Source organism: Streptomyces sp. NPDC017520, assembly GCF_044329855.1.
Classification (GTDB): domain Bacteria; phylum Actinomycetota; class Actinomycetes; order Streptomycetales; family Streptomycetaceae; genus Streptomyces.
Genome location: NZ_JBIRKB010000009.1, coordinates 317,152 through 334,423, shown reverse-complemented (window position 1 = coordinate 334,423; position 17,272 = coordinate 317,152). Strand labels below are relative to the sequence as shown.

General features: G+C 68.6%; 15 protein-coding genes and 1 pseudogene. 8 read left to right on the top strand and 8 right to left on the bottom strand.

Annotated features, from left to right (window positions below; translation table 11 throughout):
- Positions 1-197 precede the first annotated feature (197 nt).
- The 3 genes from ACH4KB_RS23380 to ACH4KB_RS23370 are packed head-to-tail and all read left to right on the top strand — an operon-like array spanning position 198 to position 2,977.
- The gene (locus tag ACH4KB_RS23380) at positions 198-2,459 is read left to right on the top strand and encodes a hypothetical protein (RefSeq protein ID WP_398067823.1); all 2,262 of its coding nucleotides are present in this window, start codon (positions 198-200) and stop codon (positions 2,457-2,459) included.
- Entirely contained in the window at positions 2,456-2,698 is a 243-nt protein-coding gene (locus ACH4KB_RS23375) for a hypothetical protein (RefSeq protein ID WP_398067822.1), read from the top strand. The genes ACH4KB_RS23380 and ACH4KB_RS23375 overlap by 4 nt, the downstream gene beginning before the upstream one ends.
- 42 nt (positions 2,699-2,740) lie before the next feature.
- Positions 2,741-2,977 carry a hypothetical protein gene (locus ACH4KB_RS23370; protein ID WP_398067821.1) on the top strand — a complete coding sequence of 79 codons (237 nt, stop codon included), beginning with the start codon at positions 2,741-2,743 and terminating at the stop codon, positions 2,975-2,977.
- A 54-nt stretch (positions 2,978-3,031) separates the two neighbouring features.
- Here ACH4KB_RS23370 and ACH4KB_RS23365 read toward each other — a convergent pair whose 3' ends face one another.
- From ACH4KB_RS23365 to ACH4KB_RS23355, 3 genes are all read right to left on the bottom strand, one after another.
- Entirely contained in the window at positions 3,032-4,345 is a 1,314-nt protein-coding gene (locus ACH4KB_RS23365; RefSeq protein WP_398067820.1) for a HEAT repeat domain-containing protein, read from the bottom strand.
- A 172-nt stretch (positions 4,346-4,517) separates the two neighbouring features.
- Entirely contained in the window at positions 4,518-4,961 is a 444-nt protein-coding gene (locus ACH4KB_RS23360; RefSeq protein WP_398067819.1) for a hypothetical protein, read from the bottom strand.
- Positions 4,962-5,108: 147 nt separating this feature from the next.
- Entirely contained in the window at positions 5,109-5,852 is a 744-nt protein-coding gene (locus ACH4KB_RS23355; protein ID WP_398067818.1) for a TIGR02391 family protein, read from the bottom strand.
- A gap of 401 nt (positions 5,853-6,253) precedes the next feature.
- Between ACH4KB_RS23355 and ACH4KB_RS23350 the strand changes: the two genes are divergently transcribed.
- On the top strand, positions 6,254-6,619 hold the full coding sequence (locus ACH4KB_RS23350) for a DUF6233 domain-containing protein (protein ID WP_398067817.1): 366 nt from the start codon (positions 6,254-6,256) through the stop codon (positions 6,617-6,619).
- 684 nt (positions 6,620-7,303) lie between these two features.
- Here ACH4KB_RS23350 and ACH4KB_RS23345 read toward each other — a convergent pair.
- From ACH4KB_RS23345 to ACH4KB_RS23335, 3 genes are all read right to left on the bottom strand, one after another.
- On the bottom strand, positions 7,304-7,618 hold the full coding sequence (locus tag ACH4KB_RS23345; protein WP_398067816.1) for a hypothetical protein: 315 nt from the start codon (positions 7,616-7,618) through the stop codon (positions 7,304-7,306).
- Between the two features lie 98 nt (positions 7,619-7,716).
- Positions 7,717-8,463, bottom strand: coding sequence for a hypothetical protein (locus ACH4KB_RS23340; protein ID WP_398067815.1), 747 nt, complete (start codon positions 8,461-8,463; stop codon positions 7,717-7,719).
- 188 nt (positions 8,464-8,651) lie between these two features.
- Positions 8,652-9,782 (bottom strand): hypothetical protein, encoded by a 1,131-nt coding sequence (locus ACH4KB_RS23335; RefSeq protein WP_398067814.1) that lies wholly within the window; start codon positions 9,780-9,782, stop codon positions 8,652-8,654.
- 484 nt (positions 9,783-10,266) lie between these two features.
- Between ACH4KB_RS23335 and ACH4KB_RS23330 the strand changes: the two genes are divergently transcribed.
- The 4 genes and pseudogenes from ACH4KB_RS23330 to ACH4KB_RS23315 all read left to right on the top strand — a co-directional run.
- Entirely contained in the window at positions 10,267-10,791 is a 525-nt protein-coding gene (locus tag ACH4KB_RS23330) for an RNA polymerase sigma factor (protein WP_398067813.1), read from the top strand.
- Entirely contained in the window at positions 10,788-11,498 is a 711-nt protein-coding gene (locus tag ACH4KB_RS23325; protein ID WP_398067812.1) for a hypothetical protein, read from the top strand. The genes ACH4KB_RS23330 and ACH4KB_RS23325 overlap by 4 nt, the downstream gene beginning before the upstream one ends.
- Before the next feature lie 80 nt (positions 11,499-11,578).
- Positions 11,579-11,755 (top strand): hypothetical protein, encoded by a 177-nt coding sequence (locus ACH4KB_RS23320; RefSeq protein ID WP_398067811.1) that lies wholly within the window; start codon positions 11,579-11,581, stop codon positions 11,753-11,755.
- A gap of 1,683 nt (positions 11,756-13,438) precedes the next feature.
- Positions 13,439-13,819, top strand: a pseudogene (locus ACH4KB_RS23315) (transposase); the annotation flags it as partial.
- Between the two features lie 68 nt (positions 13,820-13,887).
- Here ACH4KB_RS23315 and ACH4KB_RS23310 read toward each other — a convergent pair.
- Both ACH4KB_RS23310 and ACH4KB_RS23305 read right to left on the bottom strand, forming a co-directional pair.
- A complete protein-coding gene (locus ACH4KB_RS23310; RefSeq protein WP_398067810.1) occupies positions 13,888-15,003 on the bottom strand; it encodes an RNA polymerase sigma factor in 1,116 nt (371 codons plus the stop codon).
- 590 nt (positions 15,004-15,593) lie between these two features.
- The gene (locus tag ACH4KB_RS23305) at positions 15,594-17,270 is read right to left on the bottom strand and encodes a DUF2637 domain-containing protein (protein ID WP_398067809.1); all 1,677 of its coding nucleotides are present in this window, start codon (positions 17,268-17,270) and stop codon (positions 15,594-15,596) included.
- Between the last annotated feature and the right edge of the window lie 2 nt (positions 17,271-17,272).

The window sequence follows — 17,272 nt, the reverse complement described above, 5'->3', positions numbered from 1 at the left end:
TACCGGCAGGCGACGGGCGGTTGGAGGAGATCCTTCAGGCTCTAAATCCGGGGTTCCTCGCGGTGTGGGATTGGGACTGGCAGCGGCGGGTGATCACGTTTCCCCGTGCGCATCCGGTGGTCGGCCTGCCGGACTGCCCGGTGCCGAACTGTCCTTCGGTCATCACAGTCGCTACCCGGCCGATGTGCTGGGGCTGCATGGGGCGCCAGGCGAAGAGCGGCATGCCGCTGGACGAGTTCCTCCTCGTTCCCAAGAGCATCAGCGCCGGCATCGGCCAGCAGACGTGCGCCGTCGACCGGTGCGAGCGCCCCCAGGACACCGCCACCGCTCGACTGTGCGCGACCCACCGCCTCCAGCGCAGCCAAGCCCTGGGCGGCCTGGGAATGGAGGAGTTCTTGGCCCACCCCCAGGTCGTCGGCCTCGCCGGGCTCGGCCCCTGCTTGGTCACCGCCTGCTACCTCGACCGTGCGGGCAGCAAGTACCCGTACTGCAAGACCCACACCCAACGTCTGCGCACAGTTCGCGAAGAGCCTGGCTTCGACGAGCAGCGGTGGCGGCGGACGGACAAGGCGGTCTGCTCCACCCGGGAGGTGAGCCTGCGAGGTCTGCCGGACCTGCTGGTCGCCGAAGTCCTGTACGCGCTGTCGTCACGGGTCGACAACGGCTACAAGCTCCGGCCCGAGTGCCTGCGCCCGCTCTACGACCGGCTGCGCGCCCAGCAGACGAGCCGGCTGGAGGAGGTCTCCGATCCCGAGGCCGCCGGTTACAGCCGTGAGCAAGCGACGATGATCCGTGCCGCACAGTTGGCGCTCACCCGGCTGAACACCACGCCGGAGACCGAGCGGGTCAAGGACGTCTGGGACATGTCCGTCTTCGGGCACACCGGAGTGGTCCCGTTCACCGCGATCACCCAGAAGCCGCTGCGGGAAGCGATGAAGATCTGGGTCTACGACGACCTGCCCCGGCGACGGAACAAGAACGCCGTCCACCACGCCCGCGGCATCATCTCCGCCGTCGCCATGCTCTCGGAGAGCCTGCGCCTTCAGCGCCCCGACCGCGGCGAGGTGCCAGCACTGTGGGGGCGGGCCGACATCGTGGCGTACAGCAACCGCATGGGCCACCTCACCGCGACCGGCAAACAGAGTGCATCACGCCGCCTGGCCTACACCCGCTTCGTCCGCCGAGTCCTGCTCCGCTTCCGCGCCCTGGGCCTGACCGGCCCCGACGGCGTACTGGAGGGCATGCCGGTCGACTTCGCGATCTGGCCCGAGGACATGCCCGACGAGCCCGAAGACGCCGAGGCCGGCCGCGACCTACCCGAAGCGGTGATGCGCATCCTGTGCTCCCACCTCGACCGCCTGGAGGAGATGAGCAACACCGAGACGAGGGTGGCGACCGAACTCCTCATCGACACCGGACGACGCCCCGACGAGATCTACACCCTGGCCTGGGACTGCCTGGAGAGCGACCCCGACGGATCACCCGTGCTCGTCTACGACAACCACAAGGCCTACCGGCTCGGCCGCCGCCTCCCCATCAGCGGCGAGACCGCCGAGGTGATCCGCCGCCAGCAGCAACGCGTCCGCGACCGCTTCCCGACCACCGAGCCGGCCCGGCTCAAGCTCCTGCCCCAGACTCGAACGAACCCCGAGGGAACCAAGACCTACAAAGACATCGCTCTCGCCCACCGCACCTGGGTGGCTTCGCTGCCCGACCTCGTCGTCCCGGTCATCACCACCGAGGCCGGTACCCCAGTCACCCACCTGGTGCCCTTCGACAAGACCCGCGTCTTCCTCTACGCCTACCGGCACTGTTATGCCCAGCGGCACGCCGACGCCGGAGTGCATCCCGACGTCCTCAAGGAATTGATGGACCACCGGCTCATCTCCACCACCCAGGGCTACTACCGGGTCGGTGCGGAGCGCCGTCGGGAGGCCGTCGACCGGGTCACGGCCCTCCAGTTCGACCGGCACGGCAACCGGGTCTGGCGCGCGACTCAGAGGCTGCTCGACTCCGAACACGTCCGGCGTGCGATTGGGGAGGTTGCCACCCCGTACGGGGTCTGCCGCGAACCCTCCAACGTCGCCGCAGGCGGCCACGCGTGCCCCCTGCGTTTCCGCTGTCTGGGCTGCGAGCACTTCTCCACCGACGTCTCCTATCTCCCAGACCTTCAAGCCCACATCGCCGACCTGCTGCGAAGCCGCGAGCGGCTGATGTCCGCGTTCGAAGCCGACGAATGGGCACGGACCCAGGCCATGCCCTCACAGGAGGAGATCAGCCGGGTCCGCCGGCTCATCGACCGCGTCAGCTCCGACCTCGATCAGCTCACCGCCGAGGACCGCGCGCAGATCGAACAGGCCATCACCCTCGTGCGCCGCTCGCGCACCGTCCACCTCGGCATGCCCCGCGTCGGCCAGCCCCTACCCGACGTCCGACCCCCAAGGATCCACCCGTCGTGACCACCGCCATGAGCGACGGCCGCCAGGCCGATACCGAACGCCGCTGTACACGCGTGACGAGCGCGATCACCATCGCACGGTGCGAGGGAAGCCCACTGACCGCCTCAGCCATCGCCCGCGCCGCCCGTGTCGACCGCACCTTCCTCTACCGCCACCGCGACCTCCTCAACGCGCTCCACACCGCGGCGCACGAACCGGCCACACCGTCCGGGGCTGGGCCAACCGCAACTTCGGCATAGCTTCAGGCCGATCTCGCCAACGCAGGTGCCCGCAGTGCCCGCTTGGCCGCCCGCGTCCAACAACTCGAAGAACGCCTGTCGAAGGCACTCGGCGAAGAGATCTGGCGGGCCTCCGGCCTCGAGCCACCCGCCGATGTCGCCGAGCTGAGCAGCCGGATCACCAGGCTCGAACAAAGCAACGTTGAGTTGACGCGCGCGCTTGAGGAGCGTCAAGCCGAACTTGAAGCCGCCCGAGCAGCCAACCGCGACCTGACCCGCGCCCTCAACCAGAAGAGCTGACGCATCTCCCCGCGGCGTTCGCGGGCACTCGCCTGCGACGTCACGTCATTTTGATCACCGTCTGAGTGCGCCGGGCGGCGCGCCCAGGCGGTGACCGTATTCGGTCAGAGCGAGTTGCCCTGTGCCCCGGGTCGGTGTCGAAGCATCGATGGACAGAGGGTTCAGCCCCAAGGCGCCGGCCAGGTTGGGCGCGAGGTCGAGGAGCTCCCACATCCATTCGTCGGCGTCTTCCTCTGTGTCCACGCGGTCGGCTGCCAGAGCGGGGAGCCCGAGCGCGGCGCGCCGCTGCTGCTCGTACGCGAGCGGTTCTCCCAGTTCCAGGTGCTGCACATCCTCGCCAGGGAAGTAGCCGAAGCGACGTACGACGACACCATCCTCGGCGATCAGGACCGCCGAGCCGTCCTGCGAGGCGCTCCACCAGTAAGCTTGCGCGCGCCCGAAGCGGGTGCTGAGTCGTTCGCACGCCTCGAGGACCTCGTTCTGGCGTTCGGTGGCGCTGGGATCGCACCAGGAACCGACGACCAAGGTCCAGCCGGCGAGCTCAGGAGTAACGAACACCCTGCGGTACACGTCGAGCGGATCGGCGTCGAGGCCGCCATGACTGTCGATGTCCGCGGCATACACGCCGACGGAAAACGGGACCGGACGCGGCTGAGACAGCCCGAGCATCTCCATGACGCCAGCCTGGTCCCCGGTCTGCACCGCGATCCAGGAGAGGAAGCAGCAGGAGAGCGGAACTGGTGGGTCGCCGGCGATTTCGATCCTGGCCAGCCGCTCCAGTGCCGCGATGTCACGGGCGCTGATCACCGCCTCGCCGCCGATCTTCGCCAAGGCTTCCAGAGCGCCCGCGCGCGCCGCCCCGGGGCCGTCGATGCGGACCGCCTGCAGCAGCGGCACCACGGCTGTTCCCCACGCAGAGAACGCCTGAACCACAGCCTGCCTGACCTTCGCGTCCCGGTCGCTCAGCAGCGGCAGCACATGGCGAGCAGCAGTGGGCACATCGCTGCTCCAGCGGCTGATCGCTGCCACAGCAGCACGCCGCAGAGTTGAATCCTCAAGCAGGAGGGCGCCAACGTAGCCGTCCAGTTCCGCCGCCCCAAACCCAGCGAACGCCCGCAACAGTCGATGAGGCGCCTCTCCCGGCGGCAAGGTCTCCAGGGCGCCGAGCACCGCCTCGAACGCCTCCGTGCCCATGCGGCGCAAGACGGCCTGCAGGACGGGCTCGCTCACGGGCGAGCCGGGATCCTTCAGTTGCCCAATCAGTACTGGTAGGGCCGCGGCCCCCAGATCAGCTACGGCAGTGGCGGCCGCATCCCGTTCTGTCAGGTCATCGGCCCCGAGAGCGAGAACCAGTTCGAGTGTGGTCACGAGCGCACGCTAGCCGACCGCACCGACAGGGCAGTCCGACAGCTCGTGAGGACAGGCTATATGGGCCCTTACGCATCACCGCCGACGGCTCTGTTCGGGGAGCCACAGCCCACGCCAGCCCGTCCGGAGCCAGCAGCAGACACTTCGTGGGGGCAAGAAGTGCCCCTTCAGGTCAATCCAGGGGACGTGCTGCCGGCAGCCATTCGACTTCGTCGTCGCCGCGTCGGAGATCTCCCCTGAACGTCAGTGCCTCACGCCCGATGCCCAACGCATCGAGCAGGATGTCGATGGCTGCTTCGTCGTCGTCCGTTTCGTTGATGACGGACACGATGGTGTCCGTCATCGGGCTGTACTCCATGCGGTGGAGCGCAAAATGCACGCCACGGATCTGGATCATCGCGACGTCGACGGGGCTCAGTTCCTCCCAGCCACGCTCGGTCGTCAGCTTCAACCGGCCCGCCACAGAGTCAAGCGACGGTGCAAGGCCAGCCACCACACGGAAGAGACCCGAGATGTACCACCACATGCTGGTCTGCCACGTAGGGTTCGGATTCGCACACGCCGAGACCTGTGCATCCCGCCAGCCGGCTTCCGGGCCAGGTACATCAAAGTTCAAGATCTCCCAACCCCCGCTCCTGACCGCACCCTACTCGGCCGCCCCACCGAACCCGCAGGGGCCTTCTCGTCGTCCGGGTGCCGCTACGTGATCGCAGCCCGACAGATCCCCGACTGCTTGCCTGAACCGGCCAAGAGCTTTCGGACGTCAGGCGGTGATCAGGGCCGCGGTATCGACCCAGCGAGCCAGAACGCTGAGCGCGGCCAACTGCTCCAGCGCCTCATGCTCGGGAAGTTCGGGGAGGCCGTCATCGTGGCTGTTGGGGTTGCGGATCCCGGCGAAGAAGCCCTCCGCGAACGCCGCAGCACCGCGGTGGACACTGCGGAAGGTGTCGCTTCCGTCGTTGCCCATCAGGCGCAGGCGGGGCTGCCCGGGCTTCGGATCGTCCTGGGAGAAGGCCTGCTGGAACAGCCTGGTTTCGCTCACGTCCTTGCGTCCGATCTTGTTCTGCGTCTCGGCGTTGACCTTTCGGGCGGCAGCCGTGACGGCCTCGCGGAAGTGCCCGCTCTGCCACAGCGGCCGCGCGCCCTCCCATGCCCAGGAGTGCATCGCCGAGGCGTTCAGGTCCGGGGCATCGTCCCCCAGCCGTGCACGAACCTCGCCGTCGCGCTCCAACACTGCCTCAGCTCGCTGGGCGGCCTCCCGGTGGCGACACCAGCGGTTGACGCGGCTGTCCGGTATCTCCGTGCGCCAGCCAGGAAGCGCCCGGTCCAGGATCTGCTCGACCACCTGAGCGCTGGCCAAGATGTCCTTCTGATCCCCCCGGTTGGACATACGCGAGGTGATGACGGTGACCCCCGGCGGGTCCGGCGGGTAGTACAGCGTGGTCAGGTCCAGGAACCTGGCCAGCTCCGCGCGAGCCCAGGCAACATCTGCAATGGAAATGGCCATGGCCGAATCCTGCACCCTAAGCCCACCTACCGGGAACCGGAATTTCCGGATCGGTCCACACCACCAGGGTGCTGCACCGCTCCAGCAGCACGATGTCGCGCCGCGGGCCGTGGTGGCGGCCGAGGCGCTCGCGGGTGCCCGGCCGCCCTCACCCTCGACACCGCGGCAGCCATTCGCGGCTGATCGAGCCGACGGTTCCGGTCGCGGCAACACGCCTTCGTGCGCGTCCTGCACTCACTCGAACCAGCGATGGCACCACACCTGTTGCAGCGACTAGTGTTGGCGGTCCGCGCGCTGAGCGGCACAGATTGCCTTTCGTCTGCCTCGCGCCACACCATCTACCCCAGAGAACCCCCTGTGTGCGAAGTACCAGGCGGAGCTCCCCGCGAAGAAGACGAACGGTGCCTGAGGGGCCCGGCCCGTACGAGCTGGACCGGCCGGACCGGGAGCCGACGCCCCTGGAGAAGAACCGGGCCGTGGTCCAGTGGCTGGAGTACCAGCTGCGGCAGGCGAAGAAGCGGGTCCAGCAGCTCGAAGCCCAGGAGACGCAGGAGCGCGGGCGCCGCGAGCAGGCGCACGCCGGGCTCCGGTGGAAACTCCAGCCCGAGCAGCCTGACGCCCCCGCGCTGCTCCACCGCGGCGACTGCGCCGCGTACCCGGTGGTCGGCGGGTACATCGGCCAGGACGATGCGTTGATCGCGCTGGAGATGCCGGAGGTGGAGCCGTGCCGGGTCTGCCGACCGGAGAATGGGCTCACTTACCGGTAGGCGTCGCGATTTACGCAGCGCCGGCCCAGTCGTGCCAGGGCGAACAGGGGTGCGCCCGAGCGCCCAGGGCGTCGGGTTTGTTTCCCACGGCCGACCGGGCGTACGCCGGCTGCTGGTCCGGGTGGTCGATGCCGTGCGACAGAGCACGGGGCGAGCACAGCCGCCCGGGCCGACGCGAGGTTGCGCTGCTGGTTGCCTGACCGGTTGCTCAACAGGTTGCGCAGCAGGTTGCCTACCTGCCGGGCATCAAGGAGCGACGGCGCAGGTGAGCGCGGTTGGGTCAGCGGGTGGCCAGCGCCGCCACCTCTTCCCTGGACCGGGAAGAGGACCGACCGGCAGCTGCGCGAGACCGTGACGGCCAGGGCGTGGGCGAAGGCGTCCGAGTGGGAGCAGTACCGCGCCCGGAAGGTCGAACTCGAACGTCCGCGCCCCAGCCTCGGGACCGTACGGCGTGAGAGAAGGACCGCTCGGGCCTGTCTTCAGCGGTCTGTCGGGCGTACGCTCCGGCTATGACCACCACACCGAACCTGCGCACCGTCCGACAGGACCAGGACCTTGGATGGGGCGTCACCGCCTCCTGAACGACCGCCTCCGCGCCCCGGAAGAGAGTTTCGGAGCGCGGCGGCGTCCCTGGTGAGCGTTGTCGACGTGGCGTCCGAGGAAGAGGGCCGTGTACTCGATCTCCTACTCGGTGGTGGAGTAGTCGATGCGGCCGGTGCGGTGGCCGGGCTCCCGGCACACGAGGCGACGGCGCCGGTTGGGGGTTCTGGTGCCGGCCGGGACAACGATCGCGGTGCCGCCGCCGGGCCGGCTCTCCAGCGCTCCGTTAATGATGCTGTCGTTCTCCATGGTCACCACGGTGATGGAGTAGCCCAGGCGCTCTTCAAACACGGCGACCAAGTCCCCGAGCGGGTCGGTACGGTCCAGGGGCGGGATCCGGAGATCCCGGACCGTCGCCTGCACCCGCTTCGCGAGCTTCCGATGAGTGTTCCACCGCACCGCCGCCACCTCATCCTGTCTGGTCCACCTTCAGCCCAGTACGGCAGTTCCGGCCACCGGAGGGGCCTGCGGAACGGGACGAAGCGACGGTCGCGCGATCAGGGACGGCGGGCGAGGACGTCGTCGATGCGTGATGCGCTGTGGACCCAGGTCGCGGCGGCCGGTGCCATGAAGCCGAGCACAGTCTGGATGTCGTTCCGGCGGGCCTCGAGGGGCAGGTGCCAGATCCCCTCGTGGTGGGCGATGCGGTTGCGGAACTTGTGCAGCCGGCCGACCGGGTCCTCCACTGTGGGCAGAGCACGGTCAGGGGCGTGCGGAAAGGCCCCGGCGAGGTCGGGCCACAGCTTCGTCTTGTACTGGCGGGCCAGGAGGAAGCGCCAGAAGCCGAAGCTCAGCTCCGCAATGACCTTCCCGCGCGGGATGGCCGCGCCGCGACGCCCAGCGCGCTGCTGGGCCTGGGCAATATCCGCGCGGGCCTTGTCTCCGAGCGGGACCTTTCGGTCGGTGTACCAGTCGGCGGTCCGACCCCGGCGCTGCTGACCGGCAACAAGCTGGGCGTCCAGCGCGTTGCGCAGCATGATCTCCAGGTGCCCGATCGGTTCGAAGAACGCCGCGGCAACGGTGCTGTTCCACCGGTACAGCGCGAGCGCCGCGGCGTGGTCGCCGGCACATTCGGTCAGGTAGGGGTTCAGCCGGTCGGGGCTGAACAGCTCGATGACGGCCTTGCTGTCGAGCGTCTCGATGCCGGGGGGGCGGCGTGCTGTGCATAGTCGGTAATCGTAGGTATGATGGGCGGCGAAGACCCTGGAAACGTCCCTGGTAGTCCGCGAAAGCGGGCAGGCCACACCCCAGGGTTCAGACTTTGAAGGCCCTCACCGATCGGTGAGGGCCTTCTTCATTTGCTGGAGCGGCGTAAGTCTCGGACGATGGGCCGGCCCGATCAAGCTGGCCCGCGCCCAGCGTCGTCGCGAAGCCGACTGTGGCGGCACAGCCCCGGAGTCGGATCCGGGGCTGCGGACGAGCGGCGAGCCCATCACGCTCGGGCGGGCACCCGGTTGTCGATCGTGATGATGACGGAGTCGCCTTCACCGGACCAGGCCGTGCTGAGGACCCGGGCGGTGGCGTAGTAGACCTGGGAGGCCATGGCCCAGTCGGCGTAGGCGACCAGTTCCTCGAGGTCTTCGCCGTCCGGCCTGCGCGTGGAGGCGATGGCCACGCGGTAGAGGGCCAGGAGCATGGCGACCAGGGATCGGCCGGAGAGGACCGCCGCCACGAGGCCGTTCTCGCGTTCCTCCAGGGTGGGGGTGCGGAAGTGCGGGTGGCTGCCGACCTGCGCTGCCACGAATTCCCAGGTGTCCCGGTGGCAGACCAGGGTGGCCGACGCGACCTTCCCGGCTCTCATGATCGCCCAGATCCTCCCCTTCCAGGTGAGCGGGGACGGCTCGTTCACTGATTCGTCGGGGCCCTGCTCGCTGGCTTCCAGTGCCGCGCGGGGGACGTCCTGCTCCTTCTCCTCTTCTTGGTGTCCGCGGTCGTCGCCCTCCGGCGCCTGGTCGACTTCAGGAGCCAGCAGCTCGGCTGCGCTCTCATCGGACGCGGGAGTGTCCGGGGCCGTGGAGGCTTCCCGGTCCGCTGCCGCGGGCGGACTGTCCACCGGCCCAGGAACAGAGGGATTTGCCTGGGGTGTCGACTCCTGGACCAGTGCCGGCCTCTGCCCGGGAAGCGCCACGGTCTCCGGCCCGTATCCGGTGCCCGCAGCGTCCGGCACCGCAGTCGGGTAGGGGTCCTCCGCCGCACCGGCCGCCGCCGTCACCTGTACCGGGGCCTGGGCCTGGGCCTGCAGAGCTTCGAGGATCTGGCCGACGTCCTCGCGCAGGCTGCCGAGCCCGTGGTGCAGCCGGTCGACGTCACGGCGCAGGTCGGCGACTGCGGCAACGGCTTCGCTCGCGCGCTTTCCCGCGTTGTAGGCGCTGGTCCGTGTCTCCTGCTGAGACGACTTCAGATCGGTCAGGGCGCTCTCGCGCAGCCCCGTGATCTCCGCGACGAACGCGGCCCTCAAATCCCGCTCCAGGTCGTTGACCCGGCTGCCGAGGCCGTCGATCGACCTCTTCATCTCGTTCTTCGTGTCGATCACGATCGTCACGATGTCGTCCCTGCGCGGCAAGGAAGCCCTCCCCTTGGTTCGTGTAGTCGGATAACTGCACTGTGTAGTCTGACGGGGTGACAGGCGGGCGTACGCGACTTCCCGAACTTGGCTTGATCCGCCCTGACACGGTCCGATCGGTACCGGCCGGGCCGGCGAAGGGAGCACCGTGGGTGCTCGCACCGCCTATCAGCGGGGGTTTACCGCAAGCGAGTTGACCGTTTTCACTCGTTCGTGACGGAGAGGTCGGCCAGGGGGGCCAAGGGAAACGTGACGCTCCTCACGCCTCGCCTGCCACTCCGGCGGGGCCATGTCACGCGAACCTACCCGTCACCGCAGGTCAGGTCCCGTGCACCACACGTCACACGATTACGCTCCGGCGCTAGATGATCCCTGAACGTCATATTCGCTCGGGTGCGCATGCGCGTTCGGCGGATTCGGCCGGTTGAGTGATCCGTGACGGCACCTCGATGCCGGAACCATTCAGCCTCAACGAAGAGGATCCATGACCGACGACGTACGCAAGGAGGACGGCCGCACCCCCGTGGCCGAAGCCCCGCTCCCGCTCCCGCTGGAGTTCGAGGCCTACTACCTCACCAACCAGGAGGCGTTCCACGAGTTCGCCCTGTTCGTCCTCGGGACGAACGACCTCGCGGAGAAGGCCGTGCACCGCGCCTTCCGGGAACTCCTGCGGCACTGGGACGACCTGCTCACCGAGCCCGACCTCCCGGAGCAGGCCTGGAACATCATGCGCAGGGTCGTCATCGACGAACTCCTCGGCACGCTGCGCGAGAACATGACGGCCATGGACAGCGGCATCGGCCTGTACCCGGCGCTCTGCAAGCTGCCCTCGCGTCAGTTCGACGTGGTGGTGCTCAAGTTCATCGGCAAGTACGACACCAGGCATATCGCCTGGTACATGGGGCTCACCCCCAGCACGGTCCGCCACCACTGCCGCAAGGCCCTGGAGCGCCTGGCTCCCATCCACCGCCGCGCCACGCGTCCGATGAAGCGAAGGGACATCCTGTGACCACCAACCCCTGGGAGAAGCTCTTCGCGGACGCCGACGCCCGCGTCCGTGAACCCCGCCGGCCCTTCGACGTCGGTGCCGGACTCCGGCGCCTCGCCCACGACATCGGCTACGTCCCGCCCACCCCTGCGGCGCCCGCGCGCCCCAGCGCCCGCCGCCGCCTCGGCGCCATGGCCCGGTGCGCCGTCACCCAGGCCGGGGCGGCCGCCCACGTGGAGAGGCTGACCGCGCTCCTCGGACCCGACGAGAACGAGGACAGCGTCACCGAGTTCGACGGCTGGACAGGCGGCGTCGACATCGACGGCGTGCAAGTCTTCGCGTGCACGCTTTACCTCGCCCGCCATCCCGAGAGCGCCAGGTTCTGGTGGAGGTTCGCCGCCGGCGCCGGGCACAACGGCGCCGCCTACTGCCTTTACCTGGACCACCTCGGCCTCGGCGAAGAACGCGAAGCCCGGTTCTGGAAGAAGCAGGTCACCACGACGCTGTTCTCCTCCGGTCCGAGCCCCGATCCCGACCCGGAGGAGTTCCTCAAGGCCCTCGACTCCCTCACCGGCTACTTCGTCCGCAACCCCACCTGCCGGGCCATCACCACGGGGCACCTGGAGGCCGACGTCGAGCGCGTGGTCGACCGCTACACCGACGGCCTCGTCTGCCGCCCCGACGCCCGCATCGCCGACCACATCCACACACTGGTCGGCCGCCCCTGACCAGAGCCCAGCGGGGCCGAAGGTTCCTAGCCGCCCAGCCCCGCCGAACTCCGCAGGCACCCGAAGAACGGAGCACCACCATGCACACTAACCGCCGATCCGAACCCACCGACGAGCCCCCGCAGAAACAGCCCGTGCAGACCTGGCTCGCCCGCCGACGCCACGCTCTGCTCTCCAGCGCTCTGCGCGGCGCCGCCTACGCCACCGGGGCAGGCATCGTCGGACTGGGCTTCTGGCTGATCCAGCAGAGCCTGTAACCCTGCAGGGCGCCGGGTCCCGGCGCCCTGCTCCGTCGACCCGTACATCGCCGACCTGCAGCGTTGGTGACCGTGCTGACCCTGGACATCTCGACGTACCCACGTCGCCGGACCGGACGCGGCGCCGGACAACAGTCTCGGTGGCGTAGTTCCTCGCGGGCCTGACCCGTTGGCGGACGGCCCAGGCGCTGGCTTCGCCCAATTCGAACCCCCTGTCCGTATTCGTATGGCTGATCTGCTATCTGATGGGTTGTCAGTGGGTGGTTCTACCTTCAGGACAGGACTGGCGACAGTGGAGGCGGGACACAGTGGCGAACATCGTCTGGCACGAGAAGTGGGGCATTGAGCTGAACCTGACCCGCGACGACCTTGGGCACGAGAGCATCCCGAATCTCTGGGAGTTGCTGTACCAGAGCGACCGGATCGACGCGTTGCGCAATGTGCCGGTGGCCAGCCGGGGTCTGCAGTGCGGCGGCGTCTGCCGGCAGGCGGGGGTGATCGCCTGGATGTATCTGCGAGTGAAGAGCAACGGGCGCCGGGAGGCAGTACACGAGCGGTCGGAGGACGAGCAGAGGCACCACGCCTCTCTGTCGGACGAGCACAAGGCGTATCAGGAGCGGATCGTGCGGGCAGCCGACAGCGTCGGGTACCCCGCGGACAGCGAGGTCCGTACGGCCGTAGGGCCGCGCTCGTGGGTCCAGACCGACACGCTCGTGCAAGGCGAGAACGGCATCCGGATCGGATGGGAGATCCAGCTCTCCTCGGCTGGAGCGGAAGGCCCTCGGAGCGTCAAGGCCCGAGCAAGCCGTGCGGCGAAAAACGGGATCACCCCGGCGTGGCACACGGACCGCTCCGACTATGCGAGCCGCACCGACACCCACTGGACGAGAAGCGACAACCTGCCCGCCGCAGTGATCGCGAAGTCCGGCGACCTCCGAGTCGTCTCGGGCTTTCGCGTGCTCAACTTCTGGCGGTGCGACATCCGAGCCCTCTACCGCTGCCCGGACACCTCGAGTCGGTGCGGCAAGCAGCACATCACCCCGAAACCGCGCGACGTGTTCTTCGACGACCTGGTGCGCCGGACGGCCGCCGGGCTGATCGTCCCGATCGAACACTGTACGGGAACGAGAACACACCGGTTCTGGGTGACGGAAGCCGATCGGGACCGGCTGGAAGACCACAACAGCGGCCAGCCGGACGCGTCCCAACAGGGCCCGGAAGATGAGCGGGACCTCCCGGTCAGGGCCAGTTATCGGGCGCCCACCTGCCGCCCCGCCTCCGCAGCTTCGGACGCTGCCGTCACACCGGTCGCCGTACCGCCGTCCCTGGCCGGTCCCGAGGTACCGAACCAGCGAGTCGGCGAAGGAGCAGCAGGCCGTCGCCCCGGAACGTGGCCATCCGAGCCCGCGCCATCGCCGGTGGCGCCCCGGCCAGCAGAACAGGCACCGGCTGGGAGCAACGTGCCCCGACAGCCTGGACCGGGAGACCGGACCGAAGGCCGTCTGCTGGACTGGGGGTCGAGTAGTCATTGGTCATCCGAAGCCAGGCCGCGCCGGTACTGCGCCCGGGCGACAACCCTGTTGGACGAAGGCGGCGTCCCCGCTCACAAGACCTGTGCGGAGACAAGCGCCCTGCCCGGCACCACCGTCGTACGGAGTGACGGCGGTGAGCCGCTCGCCCCAGGTCCTGATCTCGATGCCCGGAGTGGGGATCAGGACAGGAGCCAGGATTCTCATCGAGGTCGGCGACGGCAGCAGCTTCCCCTCCGCCGCCCACCTCGCCGCCTACGCCGGACTCGCCCCGGCGACCCGCAACTCGGGCTCCTCGATCCGCGGCGAACAGCCCTCCCGCCGAGGGAACAAGCAGCTCAAACGGGCTTTCTTCCTCTCCGCGTTCGCAGCCCTCGGCGACCCCGCATCCCGCGCCTACTACGACAAGAAGATCGCCCAGGGCAAGCGCCACACCCGAGCCCTCCTCTGCCTCGCGAGACGACGAGCCGAAGTCCCCTTCGCGATGCTCCGCGACGGCACCTTCTACGAACCACAACCCGCCCGAACAGCTTGACCAAACTCATAGGGGCCCCGATCGCCCGGGGCGTGCCTGCACAATCGGATGAACCGCACGGACAAAGATCACGGGTTTGTCCCACTGCCGAGGTAAGGGACCTGCAGAGGCTCGGCTAGCGGAATCTTGTTGAAGCCGGTGCGTACCCTGCGGCAGCCGGGCGCCAGGCACAGGAAGAATTCCTCGACACTCTTCCGCATACAGCGCTTCTTGAGCCATTCCTTTTCTGCACTGCTGAGGCTCCGGTGAGGCTCGTCGGAATCACAGGCGATGCAATACATCGGCCCGTTGGGCGTCGTTACATTCACTCGCCTCGAGCGACTCGGAGGCGAGATCGGGTGGGCGGGATCATTCCGAGCGAACACCGTACGCCAGGTCCGGCTGGCCCAATCCAACAGGCGCCGGCCGGCCGACTGAGGACTGATGATCTTCTCCAGCCGCCTGAACGAGTCCCGATGAATGTGCTCCACCATCCAGAGGAGCCAGCCCCGGCGGATGACCTCGCCGATGGCGAAGCCTGCTGCGGCGATGGTGAAGCCGTTCCACGGCATGTTCTCGATGAAAGGGTGCAGGCGAGTGCCCTCCCACCCTGGCGGCTGCGGCGGTCCTCCGCTGACAGGATCGACCCGGCGCACCCCTCCGCAGACCATCGCAACCACGGCGACCAGAAGGGCTGCGTACACGGCGACAAGATGGCGGTGCAGGAAGCGTGTGGCACGGGCGACGTGCACAGCCACGGTGCCTGGTGGCTTCTGCAACATTTCGGCGGTTTCGGCGATGGTGTAGCCGAGCGCCTTGTGCGACCACACCGCCTCGCGCTGTCCCAGGGGTAGTTGGCTCACGTGCTGGTGCACGGCGGCCCGGTTGGCAACGAGGCAGGCTATGTCCGGGGTTGCCTCCTCGGCGAGGAACGCTCGGTGGGTCTCAGCAGCGTGCCACCGGTCGCGGCGCTCGGCGATCACCGTCACCTCATTCTCGACAATGCGGCGCAGGTACGCTTTTGGGTACTTGATGGCTGACGCGTCCCGAACCCGCAGGAAGGCCGTCTGGACCAAGTCCTCGGCACCGATCACCGAGTCAGGTATGCCGTGTTCGGCGAGCTTCCATCGGGCGCGCTGCGCGAGCCACGGCGCGTACTGCTCGTACAGTTCGGCCAGGGCGTTCCTGCCTGCATCACTGCTCACTTCCCGCGCCCCCTCCGGTCGCACGCCTTCCTCGGTCGCTGCGCCGTTCTGTCGGCCGTGCTTCGCGACGGGCTCGGATGATCTCAGAGCGAGCCGCTGCTCGATTCCGTGCAGCCCTGCTGGTGAGCCATTCCTTGATAGCAGGTGCCAGCGCCGCCGCCATCGTCACCAAGGTCACCGCGAGTTCCACCTCACGCCTCCTCTGCTCATGAACGGCCGTTGGGCGCTGCACGGTGCAGTGCGTTGGCCGTACAGAGCCTTAGAGCGCGGCGGGCGGGATTCTCTTACACGCTGTTTCATGATTTTTTTGCGAATGAGCGGACCTGGACAGCGCCGCTGCGGGTGAGGACCGAGGCCGCCTGGCCTGTGAGTTGGAAAATCGCAGGTCAGCTCGTTCCAACCCGGTTCCGAACTCCGCGACGGACTACCGGCACCGATTCACACCAAGGGCTCCGGATACGGCCGGGGCGGCACCACCAGGTGGTGCTGGCTACCTCGTCGGGGTGCCACTCACCAAGAGAGACAGGTCACTGTCGCCGCTGGCCGAACGTCCTGGAATCCTCCCGGGCGACGGTTGGAAGACGAGATCCTCAACCGGCTGCGGCTGCCTGCCGCTCGGCGCGCTTGATGTCGCCCAGATACTTGCGCACCGTTCCAACCTTGTAGGGCGTGCCCTCGGCGAGCTCCGGGGCGAGGGAGTTGGCGGACCTGGAACGCTCCTCGGCGCGCAGCTCCCGGTATCGGGCCGCCACCAGCTCCGCCCCTGTGAGAGGCGTTAGCTCGTGGTCCGGTGTCTCAGCCTGCTCGGGGGGCTCCTCATCGCGGTCGCTGGAGGGCGACGCCTGGTCGGGCTCCTCACCGTCGGGGATCCGCACCTGCACAACACGGCGCCCCTCCCCCGTCCGGTCCGCCGCCGTTCCGCCTGGCGCCGCAGCTGCTACTGGAACGCCGTTGGAATCGGAACGTTCGTCGTCGAATGCAGTGTCCCCGGACGCTCCGTTCCAGAACTCCAAGTTCTCCAACCGGTCCTGCGCCATACCCTCCGCCGGTGCCTTCTGGCCGGAGTCGAACCAGGCGCTGGTCCTCCCGCCGGGCTGCCCAGGCAGCTCCTCAGCACGATCCTCCGGTCCGGGGTTAGACCCTTCGGGCTCCGGCTCGGTGGAGCTGCCGTCTCCGCTCGGAGCCTGGTTCTGGCGGATGAACCTCTCGTTGTGCTCGATCCAGAGCTCGTCGAGTAGGGGGTCCAGCAACGTCCCGGTAAGCGGCCCGCGGGTCGAGGTGTCGATGACGTTGTACTGCGCGAGGAAGAGCCCGAACTGCTCGGCGTCGGGGAAGTGCCCCCTCTGGGCTACGTAGCCTTCGGCAGCTGCGAGGTAATCCACGTCCGGAAGAGCCGGCTCCGGCCTCGTCTCCGCGGGGTCCGGAACGCTGGTGGCGAGGCCGCTCGCCAAGGCCTCGTGCCCGGCCCCGGCGGGCCGCTCAGCCTCGGTACCCGCCTCCCCCGTGCGCTGATGTCCGATGGACAGCGCAGGTGTCTCGCCCTCGGCGCCTACCCGTTCGACCGTGGTGAGGGTGGGCTCCTCGATGCCGGCGGCGGCGAGCCCGGCCGGGGCGGTCTCGGCGAGGGGCACGCCGTACTTCGCGAGGCGCAGCGGCATCAACGACTCGACCGGGGCCTTGCGCCGCCAGTTGCGGCCGAAGCGAGCCTGGAGCCGGGCCTGGTAGATCAGCCGGTCCTGTTCGAGGTTGATGACCTGCTCGTAACTGCGCAGCTCCCACAGCTTCATCCGCCGCCACAGCTTGAAGGTGGGGACGGGGGAGAGCAGCCAGCGGGTGAGCCGGACACCCTCCATGTGTTTGTCGGCCGTGATGTCCGCGATCCGGCCCACCGCGTGCCGGGCGGCCTCGACGGAGACGACGAACAGCACCGGGATCACCGCGTGCATCGCGGTGCCCAGCGGATCCGGCCAGGAGGCCGCGCCGTTGAACGCGATCGTCGCCGCCGTCAGCAGCCACGCAGTCTGGCGCAGCAGCGGGAACGGGATCCGCATCCAGGTCAGCAGGAGGTCCAGGGCCAGCAGGACGCAGATGCCCGCGTCGATGCCGATGGGGAAGACCAGCGCGAACTCGCCGAAACCCTTGTCCTCCGCGAGTTCGCGCACGGCGGCGTAGGAACCCGCGAAACCGATCGCGGCGATGAGCACCGCACCGGCGACGACGATCCCGATGAGTATGCGGTGCGTGCGTGTCAGCTGCATCGCGGCCACGC

What these genes read in the sequence shown, in the direction of transcription:
- ACH4KB_RS23355 (WP_398067818.1), bottom strand. Translation starts at nt 5,852, where the DNA reads ATGGCCATTTCCATTGCAGATGTTGCCTGGGCTCGCGCGGAGCTGGCC.
- ACH4KB_RS23330 (WP_398067813.1), top strand. Translation starts at nt 10,267, where the DNA reads ATGACCGACGACGTACGCAAGGAGGACGGCCGCACCCCCGTGGCCGAA.
- ACH4KB_RS23380 (WP_398067823.1), top strand. Translation starts at nt 198, where the DNA reads ATGGGGCGCCAGGCGAAGAGCGGCATGCCGCTGGACGAGTTCCTCCTC.
- ACH4KB_RS23320 (WP_398067811.1), top strand. Translation starts at nt 11,579, where the DNA reads ATGCACACTAACCGCCGATCCGAACCCACCGACGAGCCCCCGCAGAAA.